Source organism: Spirochaetales bacterium (assembly GCA_016930085.1).
Taxonomy (GTDB): domain Bacteria; phylum Spirochaetota; class Spirochaetia; order SZUA-6; family JAFGRV01; genus JAFGHO01.
Window position 1 is genome coordinate 1 of sequence record JAFGHO010000110.1, and the last position, 18,633, is coordinate 18,633.

Sequence of the window (18,633 nt, forward strand, 5' to 3'; positions counted from 1 at the left end):
CACTTAAAAGTATACGAACACTTAAAAGTATATGAATATAATCTGAAAATACAATAGAATTTCTCTTTTTCGTTTTATGTCGGCTTTCTGTGAAGCCGACGTGTTCCGCATTTTACAGGTTGACGCCGTGAAATCACAGATGACCGATACATACAAGAATAGAAAAGGCCGGATTATCGGTTGTTTTTGAAAACAATTCCCATTTATTGACTATGTGATAGAATTTTGCTACATTAAAGTCAGATGAATGATACCTTGACGGGGAAACGGGAACATTCGATAAAAATACTGATTGTCGATGACTCGGAAGCGACGAGGGCGTCGCTGAAATTCTCACTTTCCATGAAGAAATTCAATGTCACCGGTGCCGCTGATGTCGATGAGGCGATTAATATACTTAACCGTGACAGGGGAATAAAACTCGTTATCACCGATATGAACATGCCGGGAATGTCCGGCCTGGATCTATTATCGTTTATCCGGGGAAAACCGGAAATGAAGACACTTCCCGTCATCGTTCTCACCACAGCGGAAGACAAGGGAAGGGAAGCCCTGGCCAGAGGGGCGAGTGCTTTTATCATGAAATCGAGCAAGGCCTCGGAAGAAATATACAGCTTCATTACGAGGTATCTCCTTCCGTAACGCCGTCCCCCGTTGAGGGACTACCGTCATTTCACGTTCGTTATCGCGTCCATTATATGCTGTCTTTTTCCTTTGCCGAGCGGGAAAAGGCGGGTCTTGAAGGTGTATTTATTTTCGGCAAGCAGCGATCGCGCCTTGTCCATGCAATGTTCGTACTCCTTGACGTCGCCCATTTTTTTATAGTAGATCCCCGAATAATACCAGGCAAGGATCGAGGTGTTGTTGATATAAATCGAAGTTTTCAATTCGAATTCCGCATTTTCCAGCATATCCAGTTCGAGATAGATGTACCCCAGCATGATGTGGGCATCCAGCTGATAGGGATTGAGACTGATGGATTTTCTGCACGTGTTCGCCGCATCGATATACCGCCTTGTATCGATGAGGTATTCGGCCTTGATAACATGAAAATTTTCGTCCGTGCGGATGCTGCTTTTTTCAAGGCAATCCAGAAGTTCGATACAATTATCGATATTCTGTTCGTCGAAATTTTTTATCAGCAGATACAGGATTTCTTCGTAGGATTTTCTGTCGAGGTTCTTAATATCATTCCGTAATTCCGGTTTTTTTTTTAAAAGGTCCGCCGGTATATACAGCTTTTTACCCTTTTCCTCAGGCATCGATTCGTCTTTTTGGTAGGCAAAAGAATCCTGCCACCATGAGAGCTTGTAGTTGTGATCGAGAAGGTTGAGGGTTTCAGAATAACCGAGAAAGAGAAATCCCCTGTTCCGCAGTATCGTGTAAAAATTCGAAATAAGCCGCTGGGTCGATTCCTGGTTAAAATAGATGATGACGTTCTCGCAGAGGATGACATCGACATTCTCGAGGTCGCTCAATTCAAAGGGTTCACGAATCAGGTTGCACTGCCTGAACTCGATCATGTTTTTTATTACCGGTTTTAACTGATACGCCGTTTCCGGCTTGTTTTTATCGATAATGAAAAATCTGTCAACGTACCATTGTTCGATATTTCTCAGTTTGTATTTCGTATAGATTCCATTTCTGGCGTAATCGAGGACATCGGCATTGATATCGGTGCCGATAATTCTTATGTTCCATTTCTCGGAACGGGGAATCTGATCGTGGAGAATCATGGCGATCGTATACGGTTCCTCACCCGTGGCACAGCCGGCTGAAAGAATGACGAGTTCCCTGTTCGATTCCCTTTTTTCGTTTATCAAATCGGGAAATATCTGATATTTCAGGCGGTCGAAATGGGATTTGTTTCTGTAGAAACTCGTCTCCTGGATCGTGAATTGAGAGGCGAGTAAAATGAGTTCGTTGTAGTTGTTCTGCAGGTATGAAAGATAGGAAACGGGTGTGGTGTTCGTTTTAATGAATCTGCTTTGAAGAACGATCTCCAGATCGAAGATCCTTTCTCTGCTCAAAACGATACCTGTTTTGTTTTTGATAATCTCCTGGATCTCCGTTAAAATTACTTCGTTAATCATTATACTCTCGCTTCAGGGAATACTCGGCCAGAAATTCGGTTATTTCGGAAACGGAAAGAATTGTATCGACCTGTCCGGAATCGATCGCGGCTTTCGGCATCCCAAAGAGGATGCAGCTTTCCTCGTTCTGGGCGATGATGAGTCCATTGTTCTGTTTTACAGCGGCGAGGCCTTTTACCCCGTCGTCTCCCATGCCGGTGAGGATAACCGCGACCGCCCGCTGTTTGAATGCCTCCGCCAAAGATTCGAACATGATATTTGCCGATGGTCTTATTCCCAATATCGGAGGACGGTCGATATAAATAAATCGATTATCCTTGAAACCGAGGTGAAATTCACCCGGAGCGATATAGATACGATGCGGTTTTACGGGTTCTCCGTTTTTCACGATGCCGACCGGAATGGGCGAATATATTTGCAGCCAGTCGCTGAAGCCCTGTAGAAATCCTTCCGCCATATGCTGGACGATCACGATAGCCGCCTGTATTTTCCGGCAATGAGTATTCTCGACGAACATCCTTATCGTCTGCGGACCGCCCGTACTCGCGGCGATACCGATGACGGGGAATTCGGTGTCCTCGACGCCCCGGTTTTCTTCCCGGTCTATCTGTTCTCCTTTGACAAGGAGTTCCTCGTGCTTTTTCTTGAGCCGTTCTCCGACCGTTTTCAATGCTTCCGATTTGTCGGTCAAGGCGGTTATCGTTGAGTTTTTTATCCTTCGCATGACCCTGAAATCCGCGAAGGTTTTGATCGTACGGATGAGTTTTTGGCGGATTTGTTGTTTCAGGGATTCGGGATCGGTCGAAAAAGGCTTTTCGATGATGTCAACGGCACCCATTTCAATCGATTTGAAACTCAGATCGACGATTTCCGCGCTCGCGGAAGAAAAAACGATAATGGGAGTGGGCTTTTCATTCATAATCTCGGCGATCGCCTGCAGGCCGTCGATGCCCGGCATATTGATGTCCATGATGATCACGTCGGGTGAAAGCTTTTTTGTGTAATCCACTCCCTCCCGGCCGTTGTATGCCTGGCCGACGATCTCGATTCCGTCATATTCCTTGATTATTTTTTCGAGAACAAGATGTACGACACTCGAATCGTCAACGACAAGAAGTCTTATCGTTTTCATGATACCGCTGATTCCATAATGCTTCTTCCTTACCAATAAAAAACGCTTGAAAGCCGATACTTACTAAAGATAATAAAACCCTTTGATGAATGCAAATCTTTTTTTGGAAGAAAGCGACTCCGGTCAACGTAAAAGCGCTATGGCACTTCTCAGAAGAAATCGGCTTCTTCGAAGAAATCGGCTTCTTCGAAGAAATCGGCTTCTTCAATGACAAACTCGTTATCGCTTCCGGTGAGGAAGCGGTTCAGGAAGGGGGAATAGGTGCGGACGGTGACGTTTTTCCCGGCGGGATCAAAGGAAAGAATACGCAGATACCCGTTTCCGCCCCGTTCCAGAATCTGGTAGTTTGCAAGCATCTGATACACCTTGTTGCCGCCCGGCGACCGGTCGATCCGGAATCCCGTGCCGCCTTTGATTATATGGCCGCAAAAGACAAAGGCGATATTGTCGTGATTCCCGATGCATTTATCCCAGATTTCCTGCCCGTTATTGACACTGTCCGGTCCCTTGTTGATGCCATATGAGGCGGGGGTCCACTTGTGGTGCCGCTTTGATCCGTGCAATGTATTGTCATAGTAAAGATATGAGTGGGTGAGGATGATCACCTTACGGTTGTAGTAGTATGATATGGTCCTGTTTGCCCACCGGAGTACCTCATCGCGCGGTCCGAACTCGATAGCGACAACGAGCCAGTCGATTCCTCCGGCGTGAAAGAGGTAACAACTGTTTTCGAGTTTGTCCGGTTCGTAGACACTCCCGAATGAGGGAAGACTCACGAAGTCCCGTACGGGGAAGTACCGGTTAAAGCGTGTCGAATCGCGTATGTTGCAAAGCAGTCCTTGAGATCCGATATCGTGATTGCCGATTGTCAGGGCATAGGGAACAATACCGTCCAGTATCGCCATGCACGACCGGGCCGCTTCCCATTCACTCTCTCTGTTGTGCTGAACAATATCGCCTTCATGAAGAACAAAGGCGATATTAAGGGCGTCTTTGTTCTGTGCTATCCAGGCGGTTTGCGCCCTGAATATATGAGGATAATAGGCCGAGTAATATTGAGTGTCCGGAAGGATAATGAGGGAGAATGGCCCGTTTCCGGTCGAATGGCCCGACTGATTTCCGTGTTCAGACGATTCTATTTCCGGGTCCCAGGGAGAATGGGAATCGGCATTTCCCGGCGGGAGAACGTTTGTCTGCATCGCTGTTAGGGATGAGTTTCCGCGGGCCTGTTCGGATTGCAAGGAGTATGAAACCGGATGTGAATCACGCTCCAAATACGGGTAATAGACGATAAAATCACATCCCGTCACAAAACCGATACACAAGACCAGTATCCGGAGAATAACGGCTTTTCGAAGCATATATTCCCTCCCTCACGGCTCGGCCTTCACCTCTCCCGGTTCGGGCTCCTCAAAATGCAACCGCCACGGTCTATGCAGCCGCTGCGGTCGATGAGGCCGTGGCGGTAATCACCGGGTGCGGCAGGCGGATGTCCCGCTCCGCCCTTCCACTCATACTTATTGTGATGTGAAGGTTTCTGTGATACCGAATATTGCCCCGATTAATAATATATCACTTTTTTTCCGATTTTCTTGAATTTTCGATCGCAGGATATCAGAGGATGCAAGCGGTCCAGCGCGCCGTTCTCCGGATAAGCGCCTTGTAGGCGTGATCGGTAAAAATTTCCTCTTCATGGCCTGGTGCGAGGTAGGCCACCCTCCCTTTTCCGAACTGTCTGACCCATCCGGCCGGATAAGGGGCAGTTTCGAGAATAACGGTAAGCACGGCCAAAGGGCTGAAGATGAATCGGTAGGGCTCTTCGAACAGCCTGAAGGGAAGAAGACCGTCGGTGACGGGATGGGGAATCGGTCCGTATGTATAGGTGAGAAGGGTTCGGGGCGGATGCGTGACAAACCGGGCACCGATGAGTTGTGCGAATTCCGGCCTCCCCTGGAATGAAATTCCGTTATGAATGACGAGTATTCCGCCGCCGGATGAGACATGGGACATAAGTCCCCCCATCCGGTCATCGGGGAGGGAGCGTTCCCAGTCATCGGCGTAGGAAATTATTAGATCGAATTCACCGAGGGATGGAGAAGACAGTATCGAGCGGTCTTCCTTTGTAACGACGGAAAAATCAACGGATAAAATACCGGTCAGGCGCCGGTCGACTCCGGCGAACGGATGATAGGCTGCATTCGAATAATTACCGAGTATCAGTGCCTTTTTCATTGACAGGATCCTTTCTTCATGCAGTTTTGACAGATGGTTCCGACAAGCCCCGCGGCTGATGCGAGGGGGGATGTTCCGAAAATCAGCGTGAGTCGCGCGGCCGTCTGCCCGGGGAGGGAAGCGGTGAAAAGGCGGCCGCCGAAAAGCGGGTGTTCGGGAAAAAAGGACAGGCCGGCTGCATGAAGGATATAGCGGCCGGTCCGTTCCCTGCTTCCGTATTTCCTGTCACAGAAGAGGGGGTGGCCGTGTATGGCCGCCTGCGACCTGATCTGGTGCGTTACTCCCGTTAGCAGCACACAAACGGCAAGAGTTTTTTCTCCGGCCGCTTTGACGGGGATGATCCTCGTTACCGCCTTTTTCCCGCGGTCGTGAATACCCGCTTTTGTCGTCATATTCCGGCTGTCCCTGGCCAGGATATCTTCCCAGTATATTTCATTTTCAATAATACCTTCAAAACAACCGATGTACACTTTTATGATACGCCCGTTATGAAAGGCTTCGGAGAGGGATCTCGCGCCCCGAATCGATTTTGAAAAGAGGATGACACCCGATGTGTTTCTGTCAAGGCGATGGGCGGGGCCGGGTGTAAATGAGAGGGAGGTATCGGTTTCCGAAGCGAAATAAGCGCTCACCCGTTGTTCGAGTGAATCCGGGCCATGGACGAGAAGCCCGGGGGGTTTATTGATCACAAGGATATGATTGTCTTCGAAAAGGATGAGCGGCCGTAATTCCTCTTTTAGCCGCTCACCGGTGTTTTCGGATATACACTTACGAGGTTTTTCGTCCCGGTATTTATCGGCAAGGGATTGGTCGAGTGTGAGGATATCACCCTTTGCGGCGATTTTTCCCGGCTTTGTCTTATGATGATTAAGCGTGATCGAACCCTTTCGTATGAGGCGATAAATCATGCTCAGTGGGAAGGACGGAAACATTTTCCTGACGATTCTGTCGACACGCCGGCCTTCATCATTGTCTGTAATAGGGAAATCATTTTGACTCATTCGATTATCAGGTAAAATTATATTTTTTAACCCCGGCCTGATATCTATTGTTTGACAGTCACTATCCCCGGTCGACGGTACAACTCACATGCTGCTCCCGTACAGCCCGCGTCACTATATTGAATCACACCGGTAACGGACACACCACTCTATCAGAAAACACGAAACATGTAAAGCTGCCGGGTGGTAAGCCGGGATGAGAAAATGAGCGAAAGACCCCATTTTTATATCATATGTATGCTTTAAAAGTCTTTACAGAGGACACAATAACAGGGTATGCTTGTCAAAAAAAAAGTGACGGTATACCGGGAGTAGAAACGTGGATATATTATTTTCCTTTTTTAAGGATCCGATATTTCGAGCGGCATTTTTCAGCTGGTTTATTTCACAGGCAATCAAATCCATTATCGAGATTGTTCGCAACCGCCCGCACTCGGCAAAAGAGATACTGATGAGTCTGTTCTGGACCACCGGCGGTATGCCCTCGAGTCATTCCGCAGTGGTGAGTGCCCTCGCGACCGCGATCGGGTTTGAAGTGGGCGCCACATCTCCTATTTTTATCGTGGCCGTATTCTACGCGTTTATCACGGTGCGGGATGCTCTCGGCGTGAGAAGGGCGGCTGGATCCCAGGCCAAGGCGATCAACCAGATCATATCAAAATTGGAATCACACAATTCGATGAAAATTAAGCCGGTCAAGGAAATTCACGGACACAGGATTTCGGAAGTTATGATGGGGATTCTACTCGGATTTTTTATCGCCGTCGCTTTTTGCACCCTGTAACGGAAGACCTGATTTTTCTGTGAAACGACGAATATCGGTGGACGAGGAAATGTGTCATGAAAAAGGAATGGCTGTTTCAAGGCATTATACCGCAGGTTATATCTTTTGTATTCGTTCTCCTCTTTTTAATCGGGATTATTTTTGCCCCGGCCGATGAAACCCGTACCCTGTGGAAGGGTTATTATACCCTTGTTCTCGATACACCGGGTGAGATCGCACCCGTCTGCGAACGACTCGCGCGGGTACCGGGGATTACCGGGGTTGTATCAAAGGACACTTCACGGGTGACGTTCAATAACCTGGAAACCCTTGAGGAAATCACCGTTTCGGAACTCGAAAGCCGCCTCGATCCCCTTGATCCGCGTAATGATGCATATATGAAATCACTGCACCGTTATTTCCTAAACAGTGACGGCTGCGGGGTGATCTATGTTAAAACGCGTCTCAACAGGGTGTTGTTTTCCCTCACGGCGGGCGGAATCGTCAACACACGCTCGATAACGATGTCGAGTCCGGATGTGCGCCTTCATGAACAATTTCTGTATTTCTTTTTCGCCCTGATTTTTGCCGTGTGTTTTATTTTTTTCAGGGAAAGAAAGTCTCCGCATAAAGCACCCGCGATTTTGGGATTGTTCCCGTGGCTGATGTTCACTTTGTCCGGGGATATGGTTTCTTTAGTCTGTTTTTTTATTATCTACCCCGCCTGGTTTCGTTTTTACCGGGAGTCCTCTCTCGCCATTGACAACCGTATCCTTTATCAATGGGATATGGGGACCAACGGCAGGTTCATAAAAAGCGGACTGATAGCGGGGGGCGCCCTTTTCTCCGCTTTCGTTATCAGGCTTCTGCAAGGGGGCGGGGCGGGGCTTTTCTCTCTGTTATTCGTTGCTTTCGCGTCGGCTTCCCTTTCGGTTTTTACCCTTCTTTTTCGGTTGCGGAAGGAAACGCAGCGGGAACACAGATTATTTACCCCTGTTCGTCTGTTTCCTCTGTCCCGTAAAAGTTTCAATAAAGGCATTACTAACGGCTTCCATTTTCATGGTGAGACGATGGCCGCCGATGCGGCGCTTCTCGCGATTGTCGCATGCTGTTTTATTCTCATGTATGTCGTGATGGGCGGTTCTTCCGATACCGGCCTGCCGCTTCCCCTCCGGCAAGACGGGTCCGATGCCATTTCATATCAGGGGCTTATCGAACTCGAAAAAACGAAGCGGCGTGAGTACCTTCCTGATCTTTCGGATTATGTGTCGCATCGTTTTTATCAGGAAGGGATAAGCGACGGGGCGGTGTACGGATTTCCGGCGTTGCATGAGGAAATCCTCACCGGTGAATACCGGGAAGAAAGCGGGGACGGGAGTATCGTGCAAACCTTGAAAACCAGGCACACGTGCGATGAAGCCTGGCTCGACGCTGTCATTGGTTCGATAAAAGAAAACAGTATCGAGGAACTCCTTTTCCTTCAACAACGGCCCCTCCATGTCTCGGCCGGATCGGCCGGTGATTATTACCTTGTCGGGTATCCTGTATTTAGTAGTATATTGATATTCAGCATAGTCTATTTATTTATATTTTTTGGCGATTTCCATTTGACAGCATCCCGATTGTATGGTACTACAAGTTTTACGGGGAGGAGGACTCAGAAGGCCGCATGAGTGAGCTAAAAACCTTTCAGGCGGGAGGGATACATCCTTCAGAATACAAACAGTATACGCAGAAAATACCGATCAAGAATGCCCACGTTCCGTCGACCGCGATTATTCCCATGTTGCAGCATATGGGGAAAACGGCCGAATGTCTGGTACGGCCTGGTGATATTCTCAGGGAAGGGATGCCGATCGGCAAGGCGACCGGATATTTTTCCGCACCCGTTCATTCTTCCATTCCCGGTACCGTAAGGGATATAACCGAGGTCTATCTTCCGACCGGTGTCAGAAGCAAGGCGGTGGTTGCGGATCTTTCAGGGGAATTCGACCGTTCGGGCAAGGATGTGGCCAAAAGATCGTGGGAGACCCTTTCAGGTGAAGAGCTAATCAATATAATAGCGGAGAATGGGATTGTCGGACTCGGCGGCGCCACATTTCCCGCCCATATCAAATACACCGTCAAGCGGAACGTGAAACTCGATTACTTTGTGGTCAATGGCGTGGAATGCGAGCCGTTCCTTACCGCAGATCATAGGCTCATGCTCGAGAAAACGGAAGAAATCATCGAAGGAATCCGCATTATTGAAAAAATTCTTTCTCCCGGCAAGGTCGTTATCGGTATAGAAGAAAACAAACCGGATGCGGTCGAGACGGTCGGCCGGGCAGTCGCGGAGTCGCGGCTCGAATACGAGGTCGTGACGCTCAGGACACGGTATCCGCAGGGTGATGAAAAACAACTGCTTCAGGCGATAACGGGAAAAGAGGTCCCTTCAGGCGGCCTGCCGCTTGATATCGGGGCGGTCGTATCGAATGTAGGCACTGTTTTCGCCGTATACGAAGCCGTCGTCTATCGAAAACCGCTTATCGAGAGAATTGTCACGGTAACCGGATCGGTGATTAAAAACCCGGCGAATTTCAAGGTGAGAATCGGAACAAAAATCGGCGAGCTTATCGAGGAATGCGGCGGTTTTACCGGCAATCCGGCCAAAATCATTGCCGGCGGACCGATGATGGGTTTTGCGCTCTACGACCTGGATACGCCGGTGACCAAAGGCGTTTCAGGCATTGTCGCGCTTTCAAAAAAGGAGTTGAAAAACCGCAGTGAAACTTCCTGTATCCAGTGCGGACGATGTATCCGCGCCTGCCCTCTCTCCCTCAACCCGACATACCTTTTCAAACTCATCGAACACGGTATGTACAAAGACGCACAGGCGGAAGGACTTATGGATTGCAAGGAATGCGGCTGTTGCGGGTACACCTGTCCCGCCCATCTTCCTCTTGTGCAGGGGATGAAACTGGGGAAACTCATGCTGAGGAAAAAGGCACAGTAATGGACCATCCGAATCAATTGCGCATAACGTCTTCCCCCCATATTCATGAGGGCGATTCGACGGCACGAATCATGTGGAGTGTCGTCTTGTGTCTCGTCCCCGCCGGAGCATGGGGCGTTTATAATTTCGGTCCGGGGGCCCTGGCGGTTATCCTGGTGTCGATCGCAGCGGCGGTGCTTACCGAACTCGTCGTCGGGGCGGTGAGAAAAAACATTACGGTGTTCGACGGCAGCGCATTTCTCACCGGGCTGCTGGTCGGGTATAACATGCCGCCGTCGGTGCCGGGATTCATTCCCGTCGCCGCTTCCGTCTTCGCCATTGCTGTCGTCAAACACACCTTTGGCGGTTTGGGCAGGAATTGGATGAACCCGGCGCTCGCCGGCCGCGTCTTCGCCATGTTCTGCTGGACGGAGGAAATGACCGGGTGGTCGGCCCCCCTGTCGGCGATGGATGCGGCGACGGGTGTCACCCCCGTCGCCGCTTCCGACGCGGTGACAAGCGCGACCCCCCTCGCCCGGGGTGCCGCTGATTTTCTTCAACACGGCAGCTACCTCGATCTCTTTCTGGGAAGAATATCAGGGTGTATCGGGGAGGTGTCGGCCCTGCTTCTCCTCGCGGGGACGATATATCTGTTTATACGAAAAATCATCACGTGGGAGATTCCCGCCGCTTATATCGGGACGTTTACCCTCCTTGTATGGATCTTCGGGGGTATACCGGCGGGCAGCCGACTTTTTCAGGGAGATGTCCTTTTTCATTTTTTAAGCGGCGGACTCATTCTCGGCGCGTTCTACATGGCAACTGATATGGTGACGAGTCCGGTAACCCGGAAGGGGATGCTTGTGTTCGGGGCGGGATGCGGTTTTTTCACATTTGTCATCAGGATCTTCGGGGGATTCCCCGAAGGGGTATCGCTTGCCATTATCATCATGAATATTTTCGTTCCGTTGATCAACCGGCTGACAAAACCGGTCAAATTCGGTTATGTGAAGGAAGAAACGAAATGAAGGTTTCCGTGTCCGAGATTGCCGTTATCGGCCTCAAGCTTTTCATCATCTGTGCCGCCTCGGCGGTTATTTTAAGCCTGCTCAATACCCTCACCGCACCCCGCATCGAGAAAAACAGGATAGAGCAGCAAAAAGAAGCGCTGGAGTACCTCGTGACAACAGGGGGCATCGGGGAAAAACATACGGTCGACGATGAGACGGTGACTTCGGTGTATACGATTACGCAAGGATCGGATGTGACCGGGTATGTTCTCGAACTCCGCGGATACGGTTACGGTGATCCCATGACGCTGCTCGCGCTGTATGCGACGGACGGGGAATTGAAGGGCGCCAAACTCATGGAGAATACGGAAACGCCCGGTCTGGGGAAAAAGGCCGAATCGGATGAATACATGAAAAAGTTCATCGGCAAGGGCGGTACCGTGGGGCCGCCGATTCCCACCACCATCGAGCTTCTTAAAGCACAGACGGGGGCGTCCGGGGCAACGGCGTATTCGGAGGTCGCAGTAACGTCGGTCAACGATGTATTACTGAAAGTTTTCGAATGGTTTTTCGGAAAACCAAAAACGGGCGCTTCCGATTCGGTAACCGGCGCAACGATCACCTTTCAGGGTGTTTCACGGGCACTCGCCGGGGGATCGGATTACGTAAAGGAAAAGCTGGGAGGAGGGAAATGATCAAGGAGTTTACCAAGGGTATTATCAGGGAAAATCCGCTTTTTATCATTGTTCTGGGACTTTGTCCGGCCCTGGCCGTCTCGACCCAGGTGGTGAATGCCCTCGGTATGGGGGCAGGGGTTATCTTTGTGCTTCTGGGATCGAATATCTGTGTTTCGCTTTTAAAGGATTTTATCCCGGAAAAGGTGCGCATCCCGTCTTATATCGTGATTATCGCGTCATTTGTTACCATTGTCGAGCTGGTCATGAAAGCCTTCACTCCCGGTCTCTACAAGAATCTGGGAATATTCGTTTCCCTTATCGTCGTCAACTGTATCATTCTGGGCCGCGCCGAGGCCTTCGCGAGTAAAAACCCGCTGCTGCACTCGGTCCTGGACGCCCTGGGTATGGGAATCGGTTTTACCCTCGGCCTTCTTCTCATCGCGGTTATCCGCGAGATTTTCGGTTCGGGGACGATTACCCTCTTCCCCATACAGGCGATCGGGTTCGACGGTACCGTGAAGCTGGGGTGGCTGAATGAGTATCCTGGAAAGGTATGGTCTTATGCCGCGGGTGCCCTGCTCGTGATGGGGTACCTCAAGGCTTTTTTCAACTGGCTTCAGACCAGGCGACGGATACCCCGTGAATCCAAGGGTGAAGTCGCGCACGCCCCTGAAAGCGAGGTGAAGCAGGTATCATGACATACATCGGAATTCTCATTACCTTTGTCCTTATTGAAAACTTCATTCTCACCAAATTTCTGGGGCTCTGTCCCTTTATCGGGGTATCGAAAAAGATGGATTCGGCCATCGGTATGGGATTCGCCGTCATTTTCGTCATGTCGATCGCTTCGCTCGTGACCTGGCTGGTATGGAATCTTCTCCTCGTAAAACTGGAACTCAATTTTTTGAAAACAGTCACCTTTATCCTCGTGATCGCGGCACTCGTGCAGTTTGTCGAGATGGTGATACAGAAAATTTCACCGCCGCTTTACAAGGCACTCGGTATCTACCTACCCCTTATCACGACTAACTGCGCGGTACTGGGTGTCGCGCTGATAGCGGTGGTCGATAAAAAAATGAATGCGATTGAAAGTTTTTTTGCCGGATTTTCCGCCGGGGCCGGTTTCCTGCTTGCTATCCTGCTTATGTCCTCGTTACGGGAAAAATACGAAACGGAATGGATCCCCAAACCGTTCAGGGGTATCCCGATCGCCTTTGTCACCGCTGGACTTATGGCATTGGCCTTTATGGCCTTCGACAAGGCGCTGCTGAAAAATCTGTTGGGCGGGGGATGAGAGAAATATGGTCGAGGTCTTGATACATATAGTGTGGGCATTTCTCGTTGTCGGGGGACTCGGTGTCACCTTCGGTTTGCTGCTGTCGCTGGCTTCGCGGTTGTTCGCCGTCAAAAAGGATATGAGGACCGCCAGACTCGAAGAGGCGCTTCCCGGACTCAACTGCGGCGCCTGCGGATTCGCGGGTTGTGTTTCGTACGCGGAGGCGATTGTGGGCGGAGAGGCGGCCCTGACATTGTGCACGGCGGGCGGGAGTCAGACGGCGGAAAAACTCGCCGGAATCATGGGCGTCGATCTGGAGGTTTCATTCGTTAAAAAAGTCGCGCAGGTGCTTTGCAGGGGAGGAGAAAAAACGGTGAAGTACCGGTTCGAGTACAATGGGATAAAGGACTGTAACGCTCTCTTTGCGTTCTACGACGGAAACAAGGTATGTACGTTCGGCTGTCTGGGGCTGGGAAGCTGTATCCGCGTGTGCCCTGTCGCCGCTATCGATTATGATGATGAAAATCTCGTGTGGGTGGACGGGGAAACATGTATCGGCTGCGGCAAATGCATCGAAGTGTGTCCGACCGGCGTCATGCAGTTTCTCCCTCACGATACGGATTTTTTCGTGGCCTGCCGATCGACGGATAAAGGCGCCGCGGTGAGAAAATATTGTTCGGTGGGCTGTATCGGCTGCAAAGTGTGTGAAAAACAATCCCCGGAGGGGGGTTTTATTGTCGAAAACAATCTCGCGCGGATAGATTACCGGATGCGGGGCGACCGGAGTGCCGCCGCCCAAAAATGTCCTCCGAAGTGTATTATAAGGAATACGATTCAGGTTACTGAAACATGAAAACGATACAAATTATATTCGGTACTCACAACAGCCAACCGGTCGGTAATTTTGAAACCGTGATGGAGGGGATCTATCAGCACGCCTATAAGCCCTTTCTCTGCATTCTCAACAAACATCCCGAGTTTCCGGTAACCCTTCACTACAACGGCGTTCTTTTTGAATGGCTGGAAGAAAAGCATCCGGAGTTTTTGATGCTTCTGGATGAGATGGTGAAACGCAAACAAGTTGAGCTTTTGGGCGGCGGCTATTACGAACCCGTCCTTTCCATGATCCCGAACTCGGATAAACTGGGCCAGATCGAACATATGACGACATTCATTCGTTCGCGTTTCGGAAGACGGCCCAGGGGAACATGGGTGACCGAACGCGTCTGGGAACCCAACTACGCCTCTATTTTACGGAACAGCGGCATCGAGTATGTTTTCCTCGACGATATACACTTCAAAGCCGCGGGCATCGACGACAAAGATCTTTTTTATCCCTATCTGACGGAAGACCACGGAAAGATCATCTCCGTATTTCCGATTTCCAAGCCGCTGCGATTCATCATCCCCAACAAGGATCCCGATGAGGTCGTCAATTACATAAAAAGCCTGGCGAACGAGGATGGCGACCGGGTGGTGACCATCATAGACGATGGTGAAAAGTTCGGGGAGTGGAAAGGATCGTATGAGCGCTGTTACAAGACAAACTGGTTGTCCCGTTTTATGGACCTCATCGCGGACGCTTCGGATTGCATCGTCCCCGTTCATCCAACAAGGTATCTGAGGTCGAACGCGGTCAGGGATAAGATATATTTTCCTTCTATGTTGTATGATGAAATGATGGACTGGGTGCTTTCCCCGTCACGGACAAAAAGGCTTTCAGACGTCAGAAGAAAAGTGGCGGTGAAATCCGGCGAAAACGGATTTCTTCCCGGCGGATTGTTCAAGGGGTTCCTCTGTAAATACCCCGAAAGCAACCTTATGTATTCGAAAATGATGTACGTGAATATTTTTGTCAATCAGATCAGGGGTGATAAATACAAAAAAAAGGCGGCAAAAACGGAACTCTGGAAAGGTCAGTGCAATCACGCCTACTGGCATGGAAAATTCGGTGGCATATACCTGAATCATCTGCGTAAGGAAGTCTACCGCTCGCTTATCGAGGCGGAACTCATGACGCGGGACAAGGGGATGTTTCTTCCTTCCATCATTACCGCGGATTTCGATATGGACGGGATCGACGAATATCTCTACCAGGGGGACAAGCTGAATGCCTATGTCCACAGAAAGGGCGGTATGCTGTTCGAGCTCGATTATCTTCCACGCTGCTGGAATTACCTCGATACATTGTCCCGTTCGCTCGAATACTATCACGGATACAGGGAGCGGGAAAACGGGTACGACTGGTATATGAGAAAGGCATTTATCGATCATATATTTTCTCCGGCAATCACGCCCGGATCTTTTAAGAAGATGGAGTATGATGAACTCGGTGATTTTATCAATCAACCCTATGAGTGCAGCCGGATAGACAAGGAGAACCTCGAACTTGAGTTGAGCCGTCACGGAACGTTTCGCGGTGATAACGAAAACAACGGGTTGCTGATCGAGAAGAAATATCTCTTCAAAACCTCGTTCATCGAGGTTCACTATACTCTGACCAATACGTCGGAACGCCCGTATGAATTTTTTTTCGGGATCGAGATCAATCTCGCTTTCTCCTATAATCACCCGGAGGATTTTCGCATCACCATTACCGGGAACGGGAAAACATCGACTCTGGGGAACGGTGATGCCGAAGCCGGCAATGTCGAATCGTGCGTCATCGATGACCTGCATAACAGTACCGTCATTACCCTGAACTCGACCCGCTCCTTTTCACTTTTCAGCCATCCGGTTGAAACGATATCCCAATCGATCGAAACCCTTGACAGGATTTATCAATCGTCCTGTTTCCTCGCCACATGGAATCTCAGTCTTTCGCCGCAGGGAACATGGAACAATGTGCTCCGGCTTTCTATAAAAAAGAAAAAATAAAGACCGTATCGCCGGTCATCGCGGCTTCGTATGTACGGGCGATTCATCCTGTACGAACGGGAACCTTTCATGATATAGTGACGTTATGGAAAGAGTGGATTGTGTCATTATCGGGGCCGGGGTGGTCGGTCTCGCTTTAGCGCGAAAACTTTCAGACCGGCTGAACGATGTCGTCCTTGTCGAACAGCATGAAAGCTTTGGGAAGGAAACCTCGAGCCGTAACAGCGAAGTGATCCATGCGGGACTTTATTACCCGGAGGGGACACTCAAGGCATCCCTGTGTGTCGAGGGAAACCGGCTTTTGTACGATTATTGCAGGGATTATAACATCCCCCACATGAAAACGGGAAAACTCGTTGTCGCCGTTCATGAAACCGACATTGGTGTTATCGAAACCCTCTTCAAACAGGGAAAAGAAAACGGGGCGGCCGGCCTTTCCCTCATTTCCGGAAGCGCTGCCGCGGGTTATGAAGCCTCCCTTTCGGTTGCCGGCGCCCTGGTTTCTCCCTCTACCGGTATCCTCGACACACATGCGCTCATGAAGTCGTTTCAGACTTGCGCGGAAGAAAGGGGGGCGATGTGCGCGTACGGTTGTCAGGTGCGGGGGATCTCCGGAAGCGGAGGGGATGGGTATATCGTCGAAATTCTCGATGCCGATGCTCGCGTCATGACGCTGGAGACGGAGATACTCATCAACAGCGCCGGACTTTCCTCCGACAGGATAGCTTCGATGGCGGGAATCGATATCGATGATGCCGGTTACCGGATTCATTATTCAAAGGGCGAATATTTCAGGATTAATGGGTTTCCTCCGTGGACGATGAAGCATCTGGTTTATCCGCCGCCGGGACGTACGAGTTTAGGCATCCATACGGTGATCGATCTCCAGGGCCGGCTCAAACTCGGGCCCAATGCCTTCTATGTGAATGATATCGCCTATGACGTCGAGCCTTCGCATCTTGAGGAGTTTCACGAATCGGTAAAAACATTTCTTCCGTTTATCGAAAAAAAGGATCTCTCACCCGATATGGCGGGAATACGCGCGAAGCTGCAGAAACCGGGTGACGGATTCAGGGATTTCGTCATTTGTCATGAAACCGGACGCGGAATGCCCGGTTTTATCAATCTCATCGGTATAGAATCACCCGGCCTGACAAGCTGTCTGGCTATCGCGGATCATGTGGCGAATATGCTCTGATGTATTGAATTGCCGGCCGGTATGTCTTATAGTTAAGGACAGGATGGGAGGATATGTTGTGGAAGAAAAGAGGCAATATCCACGGGTCGCAGTCAATACGACAATCGATATAAAAGATAATTTCAGGGCGGTCATCAAGGACGTCAGTGAAAACGGAATTCGTATGGTATTCGATAAAGTACTCCCGGATGAAGATATTCTGCTTTTCGTCCCGCTTTTTAATGAAGAAAGAATATGTATGGAAGCGAAGGTCATCTGGAAAAAGGAAGCGGTGGAGAACGAGGTCGAATACGGACTCAGTATCGTCTCGATAAGTGACATTGACAAAATCAAATTGAAGCGGTTCATCGATGAAAAGCTTTCGGCGGGAGATGATTTCGAGGAAAAGAGAAGATGCGGCCGGGCGGATCTCAATATCGTCGTGAATTATGCCATCAAGACCAATGCCGTTACAAAGAATATCAACAAGAACGGCATCTGCATCATTACAGAAGAAATGCTTCCGGAGGGTGTCATTATCATGCTCATTATTTTTATACCGGAGAAGGTCAGTATAAAGGCCTATGGGAAGGTCGCCTGGAGCAGGGAGGTGAAATCCGGTAAGTTCGAAAGCGGGATCGAGTTCTGGGAAATTCGCAGAAGCGACAGGGAAGACCTTGAAAAATATATCGAAACGACATCGAATATCGGCAACAAGGTATAGCGGTCCATCGGTTTACATGATAATAAAAACAGGCATATTTATATTGGTTTTCGGATTGGGAAGCCCCATGATAAGCGCCGAAGAAATCCTGACGTACCGGGTCGTCACCGGAAAAAAAGAGGAGTTCGAATCATACCGCATCAAAAAGACGGAACAAGGATATACGATTACGTGCGGGGATATTATTTCCCGTTTCGACAACAATTACTCCCAGATTTATTGGAAATATACCGATTCGAAATCGGGACACGATTTTTGCGCCGAAAGAAGGGGAAAGGTCATTGTCCTTTACGGGATATTCAAGGGAAAACGGATAAAAAAGGAATATACCATCGAAAACGGGCAGTGGACCCAGAGCGCTCATTTTTCACTTGATCCTTTCATACGGTCGACGCTCGGCAATACACGATTCTGGTTTATCAGCCCTCACGATCTCGCTATTTTGGAAATCGAGGCAAAAAAACTCGAATACGAACAAATGACGATCGGCGATAAAAAAGAAACACTTCTCAACGTGAGGATACGTCCGACCGGTTTTGCCGGTAATTTCTGGCATGGCGATTACTGGTTCCGAAAGAAAGACTCCCTCTTTGTCCGATACCGGGCCGTTCACGGACCGCCGGGAACCCCCCCGACGATCAAGGAAATAGAGTCGAATCGATCCGGGCCGGTTGACAGGATGATCCCCGTCGAATAA

At 49.7% G+C, this 18,633-nt stretch carries 18 protein-coding genes; 13 read left to right on the plus strand and 5 right to left on the minus strand.

The window, feature by feature from the left end; all coding sequences use genetic code 11:
• Positions 1-243 precede the first annotated feature (243 nt).
• Entirely contained in the window at positions 244-642 is a 399-nt protein-coding gene (locus JW881_18855) for a response regulator (protein ID MBN1699587.1), read from the plus strand.
• A gap of 26 nt (positions 643-668) precedes the next feature.
• Here the strand turns inward: JW881_18855 and JW881_18860 are convergent, their stop codons facing one another.
• From JW881_18860 to JW881_18880, 5 genes are all read right to left on the minus strand, one after another.
• A complete protein-coding gene (locus JW881_18860; protein ID MBN1699588.1) occupies positions 669-2,093 on the minus strand; it encodes a hypothetical protein in 1,425 nt (474 codons plus the stop codon).
• Entirely contained in the window at positions 2,086-3,225 is a 1,140-nt protein-coding gene (cheB, locus tag JW881_18865) for a chemotaxis-specific protein-glutamate methyltransferase CheB (GenBank protein MBN1699589.1), read from the minus strand. Before cheB ends, JW881_18860 begins: the two co-directional genes overlap by 8 nt.
• A 149-nt stretch (positions 3,226-3,374) precedes the next feature.
• A complete protein-coding gene (locus JW881_18870; protein MBN1699590.1) occupies positions 3,375-4,586 on the minus strand; it encodes a metallophosphoesterase in 1,212 nt (403 codons plus the stop codon).
• A 253-nt stretch (positions 4,587-4,839) separates the two neighbouring features.
• On the minus strand, positions 4,840-5,457 hold the full coding sequence (locus tag JW881_18875) for a ThuA domain-containing protein (protein ID MBN1699591.1): 618 nt from the start codon (positions 5,455-5,457) through the stop codon (positions 4,840-4,842).
• Positions 5,454-6,458, minus strand: coding sequence for an RluA family pseudouridine synthase (locus tag JW881_18880; GenBank protein ID MBN1699592.1), 1,005 nt, complete (start codon positions 6,456-6,458; stop codon positions 5,454-5,456). The genes JW881_18875 and JW881_18880 overlap by 4 nt, the downstream gene beginning before the upstream one ends.
• 319 nt (positions 6,459-6,777) lie before the next feature.
• On the opposite strand from JW881_18880, the gene JW881_18885 reads away from it, so the two are divergent.
• The 12 genes from JW881_18885 (at position 6,778) to JW881_18940 (ending at position 18,633) form a co-directional block, all read left to right on the plus strand.
• Positions 6,778-7,242: a divergent PAP2 family protein gene (locus JW881_18885; GenBank protein ID MBN1699593.1), complete on the plus strand. Its 465-nt coding sequence runs from the start codon at positions 6,778-6,780 to the stop codon at positions 7,240-7,242.
• A 56-nt stretch (positions 7,243-7,298) separates the two neighbouring features.
• On the plus strand, positions 7,299-8,894 hold the full coding sequence (locus tag JW881_18890) for a hypothetical protein (GenBank protein ID MBN1699594.1): 1,596 nt from the start codon (positions 7,299-7,301) through the stop codon (positions 8,892-8,894).
• Entirely contained in the window at positions 8,891-10,216 is a 1,326-nt protein-coding gene (rsxC, locus tag JW881_18895) for an electron transport complex subunit RsxC (protein ID MBN1699595.1), read from the plus strand. The genes JW881_18890 and rsxC overlap by 4 nt, the downstream gene beginning before the upstream one ends.
• Positions 10,216-11,223: an RnfABCDGE type electron transport complex subunit D gene (locus JW881_18900; protein ID MBN1699596.1), complete on the plus strand. Its 1,008-nt coding sequence runs from the start codon at positions 10,216-10,218 to the stop codon at positions 11,221-11,223. Before rsxC ends, JW881_18900 begins: the two co-directional genes overlap by 1 nt.
• A complete protein-coding gene (locus tag JW881_18905) occupies positions 11,220-11,900 on the plus strand; it encodes an FMN-binding protein (GenBank protein ID MBN1699597.1) in 681 nt (226 codons plus the stop codon). The genes JW881_18900 and JW881_18905 overlap by 4 nt, the downstream gene beginning before the upstream one ends.
• Positions 11,897-12,580: an electron transport complex subunit E gene (locus tag JW881_18910; GenBank protein MBN1699598.1), complete on the plus strand. Its 684-nt coding sequence runs from the start codon at positions 11,897-11,899 to the stop codon at positions 12,578-12,580. Before JW881_18905 ends, JW881_18910 begins: the two co-directional genes overlap by 4 nt.
• Positions 12,577-13,176 (plus strand): electron transport complex subunit RsxA, encoded by a 600-nt coding sequence (rsxA, locus tag JW881_18915; protein MBN1699599.1) that lies wholly within the window; start codon positions 12,577-12,579, stop codon positions 13,174-13,176. Before JW881_18910 ends, rsxA begins: the two co-directional genes overlap by 4 nt.
• 7 nt (positions 13,177-13,183) lie before the next feature.
• The gene (locus JW881_18920; protein MBN1699600.1) at positions 13,184-14,011 is read left to right on the plus strand and encodes an RnfABCDGE type electron transport complex subunit B; all 828 of its coding nucleotides are present in this window, start codon (positions 13,184-13,186) and stop codon (positions 14,009-14,011) included.
• Positions 14,008-16,035, plus strand: a complete 2,028-nt coding sequence (locus JW881_18925; protein MBN1699601.1) for a DUF1926 domain-containing protein — start codon at positions 14,008-14,010, stop codon at positions 16,033-16,035. Before JW881_18920 ends, JW881_18925 begins: the two co-directional genes overlap by 4 nt.
• Positions 16,036-16,120: 85 nt before the next feature.
• Entirely contained in the window at positions 16,121-17,233 is a 1,113-nt protein-coding gene (locus JW881_18930; protein ID MBN1699602.1) for an NAD(P)/FAD-dependent oxidoreductase, read from the plus strand.
• A 58-nt stretch (positions 17,234-17,291) separates the two neighbouring features.
• Positions 17,292-17,936 (plus strand): PilZ domain-containing protein, encoded by a 645-nt coding sequence (locus JW881_18935; GenBank protein MBN1699603.1) that lies wholly within the window; start codon positions 17,292-17,294, stop codon positions 17,934-17,936.
• A 16-nt stretch (positions 17,937-17,952) separates the two neighbouring features.
• Positions 17,953-18,633 carry a hypothetical protein gene (locus tag JW881_18940; GenBank protein MBN1699604.1) on the plus strand — a complete coding sequence of 227 codons (681 nt, stop codon included), beginning with the start codon at positions 17,953-17,955 and terminating at the stop codon, positions 18,631-18,633.

Coding starts and splice junctions, on each gene's coding strand:
- JW881_18855 (MBN1699587.1), top strand. CDS start 244: ATGAATGATACCTTGACGGGGAAACGGGAACATTCGATAAAAATACTG.
- JW881_18860 (MBN1699588.1), bottom strand. CDS start 2,093: ATGATTAACGAAGTAATTTTAACGGAGATCCAGGAGATTATCAAAAAC.
- cheB (MBN1699589.1), bottom strand. CDS start 3,225: ATGAAAACGATAAGACTTCTTGTCGTTGACGATTCGAGTGTCGTACAT.
- JW881_18870 (MBN1699590.1), bottom strand. CDS start 4,586: ATGCTTCGAAAAGCCGTTATTCTCCGGATACTGGTCTTGTGTATCGGT.
- JW881_18875 (MBN1699591.1), bottom strand. CDS start 5,457: ATGAAAAAGGCACTGATACTCGGTAATTATTCGAATGCAGCCTATCAT.
- JW881_18880 (MBN1699592.1), bottom strand. CDS start 6,458: ATGAGTCAAAATGATTTCCCTATTACAGACAATGATGAAGGCCGGCGT.
- JW881_18890 (MBN1699594.1), top strand. CDS start 7,299: ATGAAAAAGGAATGGCTGTTTCAAGGCATTATACCGCAGGTTATATCT.
- rsxC (MBN1699595.1), top strand. CDS start 8,891: ATGAGTGAGCTAAAAACCTTTCAGGCGGGAGGGATACATCCTTCAGAA.
- JW881_18900 (MBN1699596.1), top strand. CDS start 10,216: ATGGACCATCCGAATCAATTGCGCATAACGTCTTCCCCCCATATTCAT.
- JW881_18905 (MBN1699597.1), top strand. CDS start 11,220: ATGAAGGTTTCCGTGTCCGAGATTGCCGTTATCGGCCTCAAGCTTTTC.
- JW881_18910 (MBN1699598.1), top strand. CDS start 11,897: ATGATCAAGGAGTTTACCAAGGGTATTATCAGGGAAAATCCGCTTTTT.
- rsxA (MBN1699599.1), top strand. CDS start 12,577: ATGACATACATCGGAATTCTCATTACCTTTGTCCTTATTGAAAACTTC.
- JW881_18920 (MBN1699600.1), top strand. CDS start 13,184: ATGGTCGAGGTCTTGATACATATAGTGTGGGCATTTCTCGTTGTCGGG.
- JW881_18925 (MBN1699601.1), top strand. CDS start 14,008: ATGAAAACGATACAAATTATATTCGGTACTCACAACAGCCAACCGGTC.
- JW881_18930 (MBN1699602.1), top strand. CDS start 16,121: ATGGAAAGAGTGGATTGTGTCATTATCGGGGCCGGGGTGGTCGGTCTC.
- JW881_18940 (MBN1699604.1), top strand. CDS start 17,953: ATGATAATAAAAACAGGCATATTTATATTGGTTTTCGGATTGGGAAGC.